Source organism: Kitasatospora sp. NPDC043950 (genome assembly GCF_056435345.1).
Genome location: NZ_JBWKER010000039.1, coordinates 25,160 through 38,814, shown reverse-complemented (window position 1 = coordinate 38,814; position 13,655 = coordinate 25,160). Strand labels below are relative to the sequence as shown.

12 protein-coding genes are annotated in these 13,655 nt (G+C 74.9%); 8 read left to right on the top strand and 4 right to left on the bottom strand.

Annotated elements, in window-relative coordinates:
- Positions 1-77: 77 nt before the first annotated feature.
- Both AC07BF_RS25055 and AC07BF_RS25050 read right to left on the bottom strand, forming a co-directional pair.
- Positions 78-464, bottom strand: coding sequence for a MerR family transcriptional regulator (locus AC07BF_RS25055; RefSeq protein WP_363585783.1), 387 nt, complete (start codon positions 462-464; stop codon positions 78-80).
- 18 nt (positions 465-482) lie between these two features.
- On the bottom strand, positions 483-1,505 hold the full coding sequence (locus tag AC07BF_RS25050) for an MDR family NADP-dependent oxidoreductase (protein ID WP_363585782.1): 1,023 nt from the start codon (positions 1,503-1,505) through the stop codon (positions 483-485).
- Between the two features lie 200 nt (positions 1,506-1,705).
- Between AC07BF_RS25050 and AC07BF_RS25045 the strand changes: the two genes are divergently transcribed.
- On the top strand, positions 1,706-2,455 hold the full coding sequence (locus tag AC07BF_RS25045; RefSeq protein WP_363585781.1) for a PIG-L deacetylase family protein: 750 nt from the start codon (positions 1,706-1,708) through the stop codon (positions 2,453-2,455).
- Positions 2,456-2,576: 121 nt separating this feature from the next.
- On the opposite strand, the gene AC07BF_RS25040 is transcribed toward AC07BF_RS25045, so the two are convergent.
- Both AC07BF_RS25040 and AC07BF_RS25035 read right to left on the bottom strand, forming a co-directional pair.
- Positions 2,577-2,771 (bottom strand): DUF1918 domain-containing protein, encoded by a 195-nt coding sequence (locus AC07BF_RS25040; RefSeq protein ID WP_363585780.1) that lies wholly within the window; start codon positions 2,769-2,771, stop codon positions 2,577-2,579.
- 140 nt (positions 2,772-2,911) lie between these two features.
- Positions 2,912-3,589, bottom strand: a complete 678-nt coding sequence (locus AC07BF_RS25035) for a TetR/AcrR family transcriptional regulator (protein ID WP_363585779.1) — start codon at positions 3,587-3,589, stop codon at positions 2,912-2,914.
- 363 nt (positions 3,590-3,952) lie between these two features.
- Here AC07BF_RS25035 and AC07BF_RS25030 point away from each other — a divergent pair, with 363 nt between their 5' ends.
- The 7 genes from AC07BF_RS25030 (at position 3,953) to AC07BF_RS25000 (ending at position 13,530) form a co-directional block, all read left to right on the top strand.
- Complete coding sequence (locus AC07BF_RS25030) at positions 3,953-4,750, top strand: phytanoyl-CoA dioxygenase family protein (protein WP_363585778.1); 798 nt, start codon at positions 3,953-3,955, stop codon at positions 4,748-4,750.
- 80 nt (positions 4,751-4,830) lie between these two features.
- Positions 4,831-5,421, top strand: a complete 591-nt coding sequence (locus tag AC07BF_RS25025; protein ID WP_363585777.1) for a DUF6309 family protein — start codon at positions 4,831-4,833, stop codon at positions 5,419-5,421.
- Positions 5,418-9,719, top strand: a complete 4,302-nt coding sequence (locus AC07BF_RS25020; RefSeq protein ID WP_363585776.1) for an amino acid adenylation domain-containing protein — start codon at positions 5,418-5,420, stop codon at positions 9,717-9,719. Before AC07BF_RS25025 ends, AC07BF_RS25020 begins: the two co-directional genes overlap by 4 nt.
- Before the next feature lie 116 nt (positions 9,720-9,835).
- Entirely contained in the window at positions 9,836-11,110 is a 1,275-nt protein-coding gene (locus tag AC07BF_RS25015) for an aspartate aminotransferase family protein (protein ID WP_363585775.1), read from the top strand.
- Between the two features lie 18 nt (positions 11,111-11,128).
- A complete protein-coding gene (locus AC07BF_RS25010) occupies positions 11,129-11,989 on the top strand; it encodes a TauD/TfdA family dioxygenase (protein ID WP_363585774.1) in 861 nt (286 codons plus the stop codon).
- A complete protein-coding gene (locus AC07BF_RS25005) occupies positions 11,986-12,756 on the top strand; it encodes an SDR family oxidoreductase (RefSeq protein WP_363585773.1) in 771 nt (256 codons plus the stop codon). The genes AC07BF_RS25010 and AC07BF_RS25005 overlap by 4 nt, the downstream gene beginning before the upstream one ends.
- 3 nt (positions 12,757-12,759) lie before the next feature.
- Positions 12,760-13,530 carry a class I SAM-dependent methyltransferase gene (locus tag AC07BF_RS25000; protein ID WP_363585772.1) on the top strand — a complete coding sequence of 257 codons (771 nt, stop codon included), beginning with the start codon at positions 12,760-12,762 and terminating at the stop codon, positions 13,528-13,530.
- Positions 13,531-13,655 lie beyond the last annotated feature (125 nt).

The following is a 13,655-nucleotide window of genomic DNA, read 5'->3' as shown; positions in this document are numbered from 1 at the left end:
CGCAGACCTCGCCCGGAACGCCGCGCCTGCCCCGTCGCGGCGTTCCGGGCGAGCCGCGTTCCGGACGGTGGACCGGGTCAGCCCGGCAGGTCCGCGCCCCCGGCGGCGACGTGCCGGGCGAGGCGCTCGCGCAGGGCGGTCAGCCGGGCGATCTCGGCGTCCAGGGCGGCGAGCCGGGCGGTGACCACGGGGGCGAAGGTCTCCAGGCCGGGGGAGTCCGAGCAGCGGCGCGGCGGCTCCTCGGTGAGCAGGTCCAGGCGGTGCGGGCGGCTGGCCAGGTCGTCGACGGTCAGCCCGACGGCCAGCAGCCGGCGGATCGCCCGCACCCGGGCGACCTCGATCGGCCCGTACTCGCGCTGGCCCGAGGCGGACCGGGCCGGCGGCGGCAGCAGCCCCCGCTGCTCGTAGAAGCGCAGTGCCCTGGGCGTGGTGCCCGCCGCTGCCGCCGCGTCCCCGATCCGCATGGCCGTTCCTCCTCGGTGCTATGCGAGGTCGACGATCGTCGCCCCGAAGGTGTCCCCGTCGAACAACCTCCGCAACGCCTGCGGCGCCTGGTCGATGCCCGCCACCCGCGTCGACGGGAAGACGATCTCGCCGGTGCGCAGCCAGCCGCCGAACCGCTGCCGCCACTCGGCCTCCAGGTCCGGTTGGTCCACGCCGGTGAAGCCGCGCAGGGTCAGGCCCAGCATGATCACCCGGAAGCTGTCCACGAGAGCCGGCGAACTGCCGCCCCGCCGCTCCGGCGCCAACTGCCCGGACAGCGCGCCGACCAGGGCGAACCGGGCCCCCGGCCGGGCCGCGTCGACGGCGGCCGTCAGCTGCTCCCCGCCGACCAGGTCCAGCAGCACGTCGACGCCCTCCGGCGCGGCCTCGGCCAGCTGCGCGGCGAACGGCCGCTCGCCGCGCACCAGTACCGCGTCGTAGCCGAGTTCGGCGGTGAGCCGCTTCGCCTTGGCGGGGGAGCCGGTGGTGCCGATCACCCGGGAGGCGCCCAGCAGCCGGGCGACCTGCCCGGCCAGCGTGCCGACCGCGCCCGCCGCGCCGGTCACCAGCACCACGTCCCCCGGGCGCACCCCGGCGCAGCGGGTCAGCCCGCCGTAGCCGGCCGTGCCGGGGGAGAGCAGCGCCACCGGGTCCGGGAACCCCGGGTCGACCGGAGTGAACCCTGCGGCGTCCGCGACCACGAGGTCCCGCCACCCCCGCAGGTGGGTGACCAGGTCGCCCGGCCGAAGGGGCCCGCCCGCCGGAGCGGCCAGCACCTCCCCGAGGGCCGGCCCGTACAGCGCGTCCCCGGGCCCGATCGCCGGCAACGGCGCCCCCGTGAGCTCGCCCCCGATCAGCGTGCGCAGGCCCGGGAAGACCAGGAAGGCCCGATTGCGGACGACCACCTCGCCCGTCCCCGGCGCCGGCAACGGCTCCTCCACCACCGCGAAGTCCCCGGGCCCGGGCAACCCGCCCGGCTCGGTGACCAACCGGACGACCCGGGCCGTCGTGGGCAGCGTCATCGCAGCACTCCTCCAGAACCGACGCGGCGGCCGATCCACCGCGGGTGCCCGGACGCTAACCCCTGACCCGTGCGTCAGGGGCAACCCCGCCGGCCCGGGAGGGTGTCCGACGGGGTGTGGGTGTGGGGGTCTTCTAGAGTCGCCTGCGGAACGACCGTAGGACCAGGCGACTGTGAGCCGAGCCGAGAGGGACGAGCACCATGAGTGAGCAGGCCGTCGAGCCCTACCAGCCCGTCGACGAGGACTGGCGGACCGCGCTGGCCGTCGTCGCGCACCCGGACGACATGGAGTACGGCGCCGCCGCGGCCGTCGCACGGTGGACGTCGCAGGGCAAGAAGGTCGTCTACGTGATGGTCACCAGCGGCGAGGCCGGGATCGACTCGATGGACCCCGAGGAGTGCGGGCCGCTGCGGGAGGCGGAACAGATCGCCTCGGCGCGGGTGGTCGGCGTCGACGTGGTCGAGTTCCTCGGGTACCCGGACGGGATGGTGGAGTACGGGCTGCCGCTGCGCCGCGACATCGCCCGGGCGGTGCGCCGGCACCGGCCGGACATCGTGATCACCAGCAACTTCCGGGAGACGTACGGCGGGACCGCCCCCAACCAGGCCGACCACATCGCGGTCGGGCGGGCCGCCCTGGACGCGGCTCGGGACGCCGGTAACCGGTGGGTGTTCCGGGAGCTGCTGGCCGAGGGTCACGAGCCGTGGAACGGCGTCCGGCAGGTGTGGGCGGCGGCCTCGCCGGAGTCGGGTCACGCGGTGGACACCACCGAGCACTTCGACCTGGGCGTGGCCTCGCTGGAGGAGCACAAGGCGTACCTGGCCGGGCTGGGCGGGCTGGGCGGTGAGATGGCGGACGCACGCGAGTTCCTGGAGGGTGCCGGGCGGGGAGCGGGCGGCCGGCTCGGGGTGCGGTTCGCGGCGCCGTTCGAGGTGTTCCCGCTGCGCTGAGCCGCGCGGCCACCCGGATGGGCCGGCTGCCCCCACGGCCCCGCTGCCCGGAACGCTCGCCGGGCTCGCGCCGCTGCTCACCACCCCGCCCGGGTGGGGTGCGGGGCGGCGGGGGAGTCGGTCAGCGGTCCGCCGGGCGGTGCTCGATGGCGCAGTCGGGGCCGGGGTAGATCAGACCTTCGTGGCCGTCCTCGAAGCGGACCATGTACGGCGGTTCGCCGTCGACGCCGCGCACCTCGACGATCTCTCCCTTCTGGTCCGTCATGCCCACCGACCTGCTGTGGATGTGGAGCTGGTCACCTACCGCTGCGTGCATGGTCTGCTCCTCGGGTCGTGGCGGCCGCCTCCGCGGCCGTTCCGCTTTCCACTGTGCTGCTGCGGCGACGGGCTCGCAACGGCGCGGGCGGGCGGGACACGGGGGCGAGGCGGGACCCGAGGGGCGGGCGGGGACCGGTCTCAGCCAACGGGCGGCTGCTCCGCGAGGTAGGCGCGGACCAGCCGCTTGCACTCGGCGATCAGCGCCGGATCGCCCTGCGGATCGCCGCGGAAGGCCAGCTTGAGCACCGCGTCGGCGGCCTCCAGGGCGACCCGCAGGGCGAGGGTGAGCGCCGCCGGGTCGCCGGTGGCGAACACCTCGCCGCCGAGCGCCTGGAGGCGCAGCGCGACGGCGGTGTTGTTGTCCACGCCCGGGTCGAGCAGGTGCCGGTCGTCCCGCAGCCCGGCGGGGGCGGTCGCGTTGGCGAGGCCGAAGTCGAGCTGGCCGAATCCGGGCACCGCGCGCTTCATCGCGACGAACTCCTCCACCGCGAGGTCGGTGAACCCGGCCGGGCCGAGGGGCGCGGCGGTCGCCAGCCGGTGGTCGAGCCGCTGGAGGTAGCGGTCGAGGTTGCGGCCGGCGAGGGCGGCCAGCAGGTCCTCCTTGCCGGCGAAGAACTGGTACAGGGTGCCGATCGGCACCTGGGCGCGCTGGGCGACCTGCTTCGTGGTGAGCGCGGTGGCGCCGACCTCGTCGAGCAGCCCGGCGCAGGCGTCGAGGATCCGGCCGTACCGCTCCTGGCTGCGCTGCTGGACCGGACGGCGCCTGGTCACGGGGCCCCGCCCGGCGCTCTCGTGACTCCTGGTGTCGCCGCTCATGACGTCACTGTGCCGCATCCGCTGTGCCAGCGGCGAATCACCGGGGCTCAATGGGTCCGGAGTTTCGGGTGGGGAACGAGTAGATCGGTGGCTGGAGCTGAACGTCACGGTGGCGGGAAGATGTCCAGGAGTCGGCGATGGTCTTGTGGTGGACACGAACAACGGTTCATACTCCTCAGCGGACTACCTTGCGTGATCAACTCGTGCCCTTTCGTGGTGAACGTGTGTCAGCTGTGGCGACGACGGACGAACCCGGCGCCACCCGAGGTCTGGATGATCCCGTGCGTTTCATAGAACCCGTTCAGGTCCCATCCGCCGTGCCCGACTGTGCGACCCGTCATCCGGAAGGAGGGGGCCGGTTCGGTGACGCAGACTTCCGGAGGGCGTGAAGCCCTAGACACCGAGCAACACCGTCAGTTCCTGGAATCCGGATACCTGGTCCTGCCCGGCCTGGTGCCGGAGCCGCTCGGGGCCAGGCTGGCCCCCGAGGTCGACCGCTGGGTGGACGAGGGCCTACGGGCCCGCTCGATCGCCGCCTGCACCGACCCCGCCCGGCACGGCCCGCCCCCGGTGCTGGAACTGGAACTGCCGGCCCACGGCGAACTCCTCACCCACCCACCGCTCTTACGGACGCTGTCCGGTCTGATGGGGCCGTCCTTCGTCTTCCACCACCTGCACAGCGACCGCCAGGCCCCGGGGATCCCCGGCAAGGCCTGGCACCACGACTGCGAGCCCAACGACCGCGCCGACCCGTCGCTGCTGATGGTCCACGCGCTGCACTACCTCGGCGGCCTCGACGAGAAGGTCGGCAGCCTGGCCGTCCTGCCCGGCTCGCACCGGCGTACCGTCGGGAAGACGGCGTACGCCCACCACGGCACCGCCGAACTGCCCGGCGAGGTGGTCATCGACCGGCTGCCGCCCGGCTCCACGGTGCTTCTCAACTCGGCGCTGTTCCACACCCGCAGACCGGCGCCGGACGGCCCGGGCAGGCCCCGGTACTTCATCGACGCGTCCTACTGCCAGGTGGGGGCGCGCTGGCGCCCGGTGAAGCCGCACTGGCGGCTGATGCTCGCCCGGGCCCGTGAACTCGGCCTGGCGGAGGGCCGGTGGCCGGAGCTGTTCGCGGAACGGCACTTCACCGAGTACGTCGGAACCGCCTGACCGGAACTGTTCGATCGGAACCGCCTGACCGGAACGCCCTGGCCGGAACAGCATGATCGGAACTGTCTGAGGAGCACCGCGTGGAGATCGTCACCGCCGTCGCCTACGCCGAGGTCCACCACGCCTACCTGCGGGACCACCCGGTGGAGCGCGCCCACGAGGCGAACAGCAACCGGGACGGCGAGGAGAACGTCGAACGCGCCGGCCGGATCCCCGGCGGCTGGTGGCGCATCCGGCTCTCGCGCTCGGACGTCCTCGGCGTCGTCCTGCCCTGGCACCTGAGCGAGGGCGGCGCGCGCGAACTCGTGCCCCGCTCCGGCCTGACGGTGGCCGAGGCGGCCGAGCGCATCCGCTCCGACGAGGCCGCCTGGTCGGCCGCGAACCCGGTCTGCGCCGCCAAGCTCCGGCTGCTGCGGTGGGCCCCGTTCACCCCGGTCTACCTGAGCACCGGCGCGGTCGACCACCCCGACTACACGGACCTGCTGGTCCGGGAGGGACTGATCCACATCGACGGCCTGCACCGCATGCTGGCCTGGGAGCTGGCCGGACGCCTGCCCGACCGGCCGCGCCTGGACGCGTTCCTCGCGGGCGACCCCCTGGTCGTGGACCCGCACGCGACGGGGCCGGTCCGCGCCGGGCGGGCGGCCCGGACGGGAGGCGAGCCGGAGTGACCTTCGCGACGCAGCACGTCCGGTCCACGCCGTCCGCACCGTCCACGCCGTCCAACCGGGCCGCGTCGTCCGCCCGGTCGCTGTCCGGGTTCCTGTTACGGCTCGCCCGGGAGCACCCGGACCGGACCGCCCTGACCGACGGCGACCGCACCCTCGACTACCGCACCCTCGACGCCGCGGCCGGCCGGATCGCGGCCCGGCTGGCCGCGTCCGGCACCGGCCCGGGCGACCGGGTCGCCCTGCTCGGGCCCCGGGACGCCCGCATGCTGGTGCTGCTGCACGGCGTGCTGCGCTCGGGCGCGGCGGCGGTGATGGCCGACCCGGACTGGTCGGCGGCCGACCTCGCCCGGAGGCTGGCGGCCGTCCGGATCGGCCGGGTGCTCAGCACCGAGGCGGCCTTCCCCGGGCCGGAGGGCCATCCGGCCGAGGTGGTGGACGTCGACCGGCTGGCCGGGCCCGAGGGCCTGCCCGACGCGCCGGGCAGCGTGCCCGGTACGACCGGTGACCTCATGCCCGGCGGGGCCGAGGACCTCATGCTCTGCGGGGCCGAGGAGCTGATGTTCGGTGCGGCCGAGGACCCCGCGTACCTGTCCTTCACCTCGGGGTCGAGCGGCGAGCCCAAGGCGGTGGCCGTCACCCACGCCAACGCGGTGCACTACGCGCGGGCGCTGGCCGACCGGCTGGGCTTCACCGAGGCCGACGCCCCGTGCGTCGCGCACGTCACCACGCTGGCCGCCGACCTCGGCCACACCGCCTGGCTGCTGGCCCTCGCGGTCGGCGGTTCGGTGCACGTGGTGCCGGACGGCGAGGTGCGCGACCCGGAGGCGTTCTGGGCGTCGCTGCGGCGCGCCGGGGTGTCCGTGCTGAAGACCACCCCCTCGCACCTGACCGTCCTGCTGGAGGGCCGGCCCGGCGACGCCCCGCCCCTGCACACCGTGCTGCTCGGCGGGGAGGCGCTGCCGCGCCCGTTCGCGGCCGCCCTGCTCGACACCGGCGTCACCGCCCGGCTGGTCAACCACTACGGCCCGACCGAGACGACCGTCGGCGCCACCTGCTTCCTCGCCGCGACCGCCCGCCAGCTGCCGGCCGAGGAGCCGACCGTCCCGATCGGCACCGGGATCGGCGAGGTGCGGCTCGCCCTGCTGGACGGCGACGGGCGGCCGGTGCCCGACGGCGCGGTGGGGGAGCTGCTGATCGGCGGCCGGGGCGTCAGTGCCGGTTACTTCGGCCGGCCCGCCGAGACGGCGCGCGGGTTCGTCCGCCACGACGGTGAACGCATGTACCGCACGGGCGACTTGTGTCGACGCCGGGCGGACGGGAGCCTGGTCTTCCTCGGCCGGGTGGACCGCCAGGTCAAGATCCGGGGCTACCGGGTCGACCTCGCCGAGATCGAGCGGGCGATGGACGACTTCCCGGGCGTCGCCCGGTCCGCGGTGCTGGTCCGGGAGACCGCCGTGGGGAACCAACTCCTGGCCGCCGTACGGTTGTCGGCCGACGGCGCCGGGCTGGCCGGGATCGGCTCCTACCTGCGCGACCGACTGCCCGGCTACTCCGTGCCGCAGCCGATCCTGACCCTGCCGGAGTTCCCGGTCGGGCCGAACGGCAAGCTCGACCGGGATCGGCTGGCCGAGCTGGTCGCCGAGCTGGTCGAGGCCCGGGCGGAGTCGGGGCCGTCCTCGGACGGGGACGCGCTGGCCCGATCGATCGCCGGGTTCTGGGCGGCCGCACTGGGCCTGCCCGGGGTCGGGCCGCACACCGACGTGCTGGACCTCGGCGGGGACTCCATCCTCGCCATGCGCACCGTCGCCTTCCTGCGCCGGTCGGGCCTGCGCGTCCACTACGACGACTTCTACCGGCACCCGACCGCGCACGGCCTGGCCGCAGCCGCCGCAGCCGTACCGGTTCCGGCCTCCGCTCCGGCCGGGCGGACCGGAAGCGGCGACCGGGGGAGTCAACTCGCCCCCGCGCAGCGGTGGCTGTACCTCCAGCGGTCCGTCGACGACCTGCGGCACTGGAACCAGTCCGTCCTGCTGCGCTGCCGGACGGCCGTCGACCCGGCCGCGCTCTCGGCCGCGCTCGCGGCCGTCCTGGAACGCCACCCGGCGCTGCGGCGGCCCGTCTCGCCGGAGGGCTACGACGCACCCCGGCCGGTGGCCGACCTCGACCCGCTGTCGTTCTCCCGGATCCCGCGCGGGACGGCCCCGATCGCCGAGACCGTCGCCGGGGTCTGCACCGAACTCCACCGCAGCCTGGACCCGTTGGCCGGCCGGCTGCTGCGCGCCCACCTGTTCACCGGCCCGCCCGGCACCGACGACCGGCTCGCCCTGATCGCGCACCACCTGGTGGTCGACGGGCTGTCGTGGCGCATCCTGCTGGACGACCTCGCCCACGCCTACCGGGCGGTGCTCGACCAGAAGCCGGCCGACCTGCCGCCGACCCCCGACTTCTACCAGTGGGCCGCTGCCGCGCCGCCGCCCCCGGCGCCGGTGTCGCCTTCTCCGGAGTCCGCGCCGGAGTCCGTGGTCCGCGCGCAGCCGGCGGCCGTCGGCTGGACGCTCGACGAGGACGGCACCGCTCGGCTGGTCGGCCGCCACGGCGGCGGGACCGGCCTGGAGGCCTTCCTGCTGGCGGCCTTCGCCGACGCCGTGACCGGCTGGAGCGGCCACCCGCGGCTGCCCGTCGAGGTGGAGACCCACGGCCGGGACACCGCCGGCGATCCGGGCGAATTCCTGGACACCGTCGGCTGGTTCACCGCCGTCAAGCGGCTGGTGGTCGAGGCGTCGGCCGGCCCCGAGGGGGCCGCGCAGCGCCTGCGCGAGGCCCCCGTCCAGGCGATGGACGCACCCGGCACCCGCTCCGCCGTCGGGTTCAACTTCCTCGGCACCTTCCGGCTGCCCGACGAGCCCGCACTGGACTGGACCGTCGCGGACGAGCAGGCCGGAGTGGCCCGTTGCACCGGCGGAGACCCGCTGTACGACCTGCGGCTCACCGCCCGCATCGTGGAGAACCGGCTGGTCGCCGACCTGGTGTACGGGTGGCCCGGTCTGCCGCACCCAGCCGCCGAGCGGATCGTCGCCGCGTTCGCCGGGACGGTGGCCGCCGAGGCCGGTGTCGGTGCCGGTACCGCCACCCGTCCCGTCCGGGCGCCGCTGTCGACCTCCGGCCAGCTGCTCCACCCCGGCACCCGGGCACCCGCCGTACCGGCGGCCCGCACCACGGTGCGCGAACCCGCCCGGGTACTGCTCACCGGCGCCACCGGCTACCTGGGGCGGCACCTGCTCGACGCCTTCGTCCAGCGGGGCGCCCACGTCACCTGCTTGGTCCGGGCCGAGCACGACGCCGGCGCCGTCCGGCGGTTGGGCGCGGGCGCCGACGACGGCCGGATCCAGGTCGTCGCCGGGGACATCGACCGGGAGGGGCTGGGCCTGTCCCCGGCCGGACTGGCGTGGGCCCGGGGCGCGCAGCTCGTCGTGCACGCCGCCGCGGACGTCCGGCTGGTGGCCTCGCCCGACGACCTGGAGCGGACCAACCACACCGCGGTGCGGCGGCTGCTCGGCTGGATCGACGAGCACGCCCCGGCGGCCCGCGTCCACCACGTCTCCACGCTCGCCGTCGCGGGCGGCGTGGACGGCCCGCCCCGCCGCTTCAGCGAGGCCGACCTGCGGATCGGCCAGCACTTCCGCACCCCGTACGAGCGGACCAAGTTCGCCGCCGAGCAGACCGTCCGCGCCTGGGCGGCCACCGGGCGGGCCGCCTACCTGTACCGCAGCGGCCACATCGCGGCGCACAGCCGGACCGGCGCCTTCCAGGCCAACATCGGCGACAACCGGATCTACCAGCTGATCCGCGGCTACCTGCTGGCCGGCGCCGCCCCGCGCCGGCCGCGCACCACCTACGCGTTCTCCTACGTCGACACCGTGGCCGCCGGGATCGCCGCGATCGCGCTGGACCCGTACGCCGCGCCCGGCGCCTACCACGTCGAGAGCCCGCACGAGACGCCGCACGACGAGCTCGTCCGCTGGCTCGCCGGCCACGGCCACCCCGTCCGGCTCACCGACGACGAGGCCTTCGCGGCGGCGATCGCCCGGGCCGAACGCGACCACCCGACGGCGGCGGGGCTGGCCGCCGCGTGGTCCCTCCAGGAGGAGCGCAACGTCCTCGTGGACCGCGCGTACACCACCTCCGTGCTGGACCGGCTGGGCGTCCGGTTCGCCGAGCCCACCTCGCAGTGGTGGTCGGCCGCGCTCACCCGGGCCGCCGAGGCCGGCTACCTGCCGCCCGTCGCACCGCCGCACTGACTCCCGTCCGCCGCACTGACTCCCGTGCGTAGGACCGACCCCCGTCCGCCGCGCCGGCGCCCCGTGAGCCGCGCCCCCACCGACCCGTACCCCCAGACCCATGGAAGGCGGACCTCGTGTCCCAGCTCTCCCCGGTGCTCAAGCAGGCCACCCCCGTCGTCGCCACCCGCGGCGAAGGACTCCACCTCTTCGACGCCGACGGCCGCCGCTACCTCGACTTCACCTCCGGCGTGGGGGTGACCAGCACCGGCCACTGCCACCCGCGCGTGGTGGAGGCGGTGCGCGAGCAGGCCGGCCGGCTGATCCACGGCCAGTACACCACCGTGCTGCACGACCCCCTGCTCACCCTCACCGAGCGGCTCGGCGAGGTGCTGCCGCCAGGCCTGGACTCGCTGTTCTACGCCACCGCCGGCACCGAGGCGGTGGAGGCGGCGCTGCGGCTCGCCCGGCACGCCACCGGCCGGCAGAACGTGATCGTCTTCGAGGGCTCCTTCCACGGCCGCACCATGGGCGCGGCCGCGCTCACCACGGCCGGCAGCCGCTTCCGCGCGGGCATCGGCCCGGTGATGCCCGGTGTCGCGGTGGCGCCGTTCCCCGACGCCTTCCGGCTCGGTCTGAGCCTCGGGCTGAGCGAGGCGCAGGCCGTGGAGCACGCCCTGCGCGGACTCGACCAGGTGCTCGCGACCGTCAGCGCCCCCTCCGAGACCGCCGCGATGTTCGTCGAACCGGTGCTCGGCGAGGGAGGCTACGTGCCCGCGCCCGCCGGGTTCCTCGCCGGGCTGCGCGAGCGCGCGGACCGGCACGGCATCCTGCTGGTCGTCGACGAGATCCAGACGGGCTTCGGCCGCACCGGCCGGTTCTGGGCCCACCTGCACCACGAGGGCGTGGTGCCCGACGTCCTGATCACGGCCAAGGGCCTGGCCAGTGGCTTCCCGCTGTCCGCGATCGCCGCGCCGACCGACCTGATGCGGCGGGCCCGGCCCGGCTCGCAGGGCGGCACCTACGGCGGCAACCCGGTGGCCTGCGCCGCCGCGCTGGCCACGCTGGACGTCATCCGGGACGAGCAGCTGGTCGACAACGCCGCCGAACAGGGATCGCGGCTGCTGGACGGCCTGCGGGCGGTCGCCGCCGGAGCGCCGGGCGTCGCCGACGTCCGGGGCCTCGGGCTGATGATCGGCAACGAGTTCTGCCACCCGGACGGCTCTCCGGACCCGGACACCGCCAAGCGCGCCCAGCAGGCGGCGGCTGACCTCGGCCTGCTGCTGCTGATCTGCGGTATCCACCTGAACGTGGTCAGGATGATCCCGGCCCTGACCGTCACGGCCGGGCAGGTCGACGAGGCGCTGGCGCTCTGGTCCAAGGCGGTGGCGGCGGCCGCCGCCCAGCGGTAGAGAGGAGTGGTTCCGCACATGTACGACGACACGGTGTCCGAAATCGGCTGGAGCAGCGAGGAGTTGGAGGCGCGGCGGGAGCAGTGGTCGCTCCCGCTCGACGAGGGTGAGCGACAACTGCTCTGGGCGGACGCGCGGGCCGGACGGTGGGGCGCGGCCGAGCCGGTCCGGGCGAAGCTGCGCGCGCTCGTCCAGGGCGGTGCCCGTTCCGTCGGCGTCGCCCACGTCACCGGGCTGATGGATCCGACCGCCCCGGAGGAGGAGGTCGCGGCGGCCCTGTCGTTCCTGCTGCGGGACTTCGGCGAGATCGTCCCGCAGAACGGGCGCGGCGACCTCACCCAGGTGCTGCACGACCAGGACGGCGACGGCAACACCGAGCTCGGATTCCACTGCGACACCTGCGACCTGCTCGTCCTGCTCTGCATCCAACCCGCCTACAACGGTGGAGGGTTGACCAAGCTGGCGAGTGCGCGGCACGTCTACGACCTGATCAAGCGGGAGCGGCCGGACGCCCTCGCCACCCTCACCGAGGACTGGACCTTCGACCGGACCGGTCGGGCCGGGCCCCAGGTCGTGGTCTCCCCGATCCTCTACACCCAGAAGGACGGGACCATCGCCTGCTACTACCAGACCCGCACCGTCCGCTCGTCCCCCGACCGCGGCGGCCCGCCGCTGACGGACCGCCAGTGGGACGCGCTCGGTGTGCTCGACGAGGTGCTCTACCGGCCCGAGATCGCCTTCGGCCTCCCGATGGCCGCCGGAGACCTGCTGATCATCCGCAACAGCCGGGTCCTGCACGGGCGTTCGGCCTACGTGGACGAGCCTGCGCCGAACTCCCGGCGGATGCTGCGGATCTGGATGAACACGGAGGACATGTGACCGGGAGCGTACAGGCGCCGCACGGGCGGACGGCCGTCGTCACGGGCGGCGGCAGCGGGCTCGGCCGGGCCGTGTCCCTGGCCCTGCTGGGCGCAGGCTGGTCCGTCGCGCTGGCCGGGCGACGCAAGGACGCCCTCCAGGAGACCATCGCCCTCGCGGAGGTCGACCCCGCCCGGGTGCTGGCCGTCCCGACCGACATCCGCCAACCGGAGGAGGTCGCGGCCCTGTTCGACGCCGTCCGCGACCGCTTCGGCCGGGTCGACCTGCTGTTCAACAACGCCGGCGCCGCCGCCCCGCGCCGACCCATCACCGAGACCCCGTTCGAGGACTGGAACCGCGTCCTGGACACCATCGTCACCGGGGGCTTCCTCTGCGCTCGTGAGGCCTTCCGGGTGATGAGCACCCAGTCCCCGCAGGGCGGGCGCATCATCAACAACGGCGCGCCCTCCGCCCACGTCCCGCGGCCCAACTCCATCGCCTACACGGCCGCCAAGCACGCCGTCCTCGGCCTCACCAAGGTGCTCTCCCTGGACGGCCGCGCGCACGGCATCGCGGTCGGCCAGATCGACGTCGGCAACGTCACCCCGGTCGACGGCGGCCCGCAGCCCGCCGCCATGCAGGCGGACGGCACGATGGCGGTCGAGGCGACCATCCCGGTGGAACGCTTCACCGAGGCCGTCCTGCTGATGGCCTCGATGCCGCCGGACACCAACGTCCAGTCCCTGACCGTCCTGCCCACCACCATGCCGTACATCGGGAGGGGCTGAACCGTGCTGGTCAGCGCACGCTGCTTCGACGAGTACCGCGCGATGTTCGCGCTCACCGACGGCGACCTCGCCCCCGGCCGGCGCATCCTGGACTGCCCGGGCGGCGCGGCCAGCTTCACGGCCGAGGCCGGCCGGCGCGGCATCGACGCGGTGGCCGTCGACCGCGAGTACGCCCGCCACCGGGAGGACCTCGGCGTCCTCGTCGAACGGGAGACCCGGCACAAGCGCGACCAACTGGTCCGAGAGGCATCGGACTTCGTCTGGACGTGGTACGGCGACCCCGACCGCCTCACCCGGCAGTGGATCGCCAACGCCCGCGACTTCCAGGCCGACATCGCCGCCCGCCCGGACCGCTACGTCGCCGGCTCACTGCCCGAACTCCCGTTCGCCGACGACTCCTTCGACCTGGTCCTCAGCTCGCACCTGCTCTTCTCGTACGGCAACCGGCTGGACGGGGACTTCCACCTGGCGGCCCTCCTGGAACTCGCCCGGATCGCCCGCCGCGAAGTCCGGCTCTTCCCCGTCATGGTGTACGACACCGGTGTCCGCTACGGGGAGCTGGACGGGTTGCGCCAACACCTGGACGTCCTCGGGATCACGAGCCGCGTGGAGCGGGTGGACTACGAATTCCAGCCCGGTGACAACGAGTTGCTCGTGCTGTCGTGCGCCGACTACCGGCCGCTGGCGCGGACCGGGGCCGGAGCGCCGGGAGCCGACGCGTCGGTGCCGAGCGCCGCCGACCCGGTGCGGTGGCGGCACCGGGAGAACCCCTGACCTCAGGCCTGAGCCCTGCCCGTGCCCCTGGGCCCGACCCGCAACGACTCCCCGTTGGTCCGGGACCAGGGGCCGAACTGGGGGTTGGGGCAGAACTGAAGTAGCCCGCCCAGAGGGGGGAGCGC

Excerpts from the sequence above, each read along its gene's own strand:
- AC07BF_RS25010 (WP_363585774.1), top strand. The coding sequence starts at position 11,129 with ATGTACGACGACACGGTGTCCGAAATCGGCTGGAGCAGCGAGGAGTTG.
- AC07BF_RS25045 (WP_363585781.1), top strand. The coding sequence starts at position 1,706 with ATGAGTGAGCAGGCCGTCGAGCCCTACCAGCCCGTCGACGAGGACTGG.
- AC07BF_RS25040 (WP_363585780.1), bottom strand. The coding sequence starts at position 2,771 with ATGCACGCAGCGGTAGGTGACCAGCTCCACATCCACAGCAGGTCGGTG.
- AC07BF_RS25055 (WP_363585783.1), bottom strand. The coding sequence starts at position 464 with ATGCGGATCGGGGACGCGGCGGCAGCGGCGGGCACCACGCCCAGGGCA.
- AC07BF_RS25035 (WP_363585779.1), bottom strand. The coding sequence starts at position 3,589 with ATGAGCGGCGACACCAGGAGTCACGAGAGCGCCGGGCGGGGCCCCGTG.
- AC07BF_RS25050 (WP_363585782.1), bottom strand. The coding sequence starts at position 1,505 with ATGACGCTGCCCACGACGGCCCGGGTCGTCCGGTTGGTCACCGAGCCG.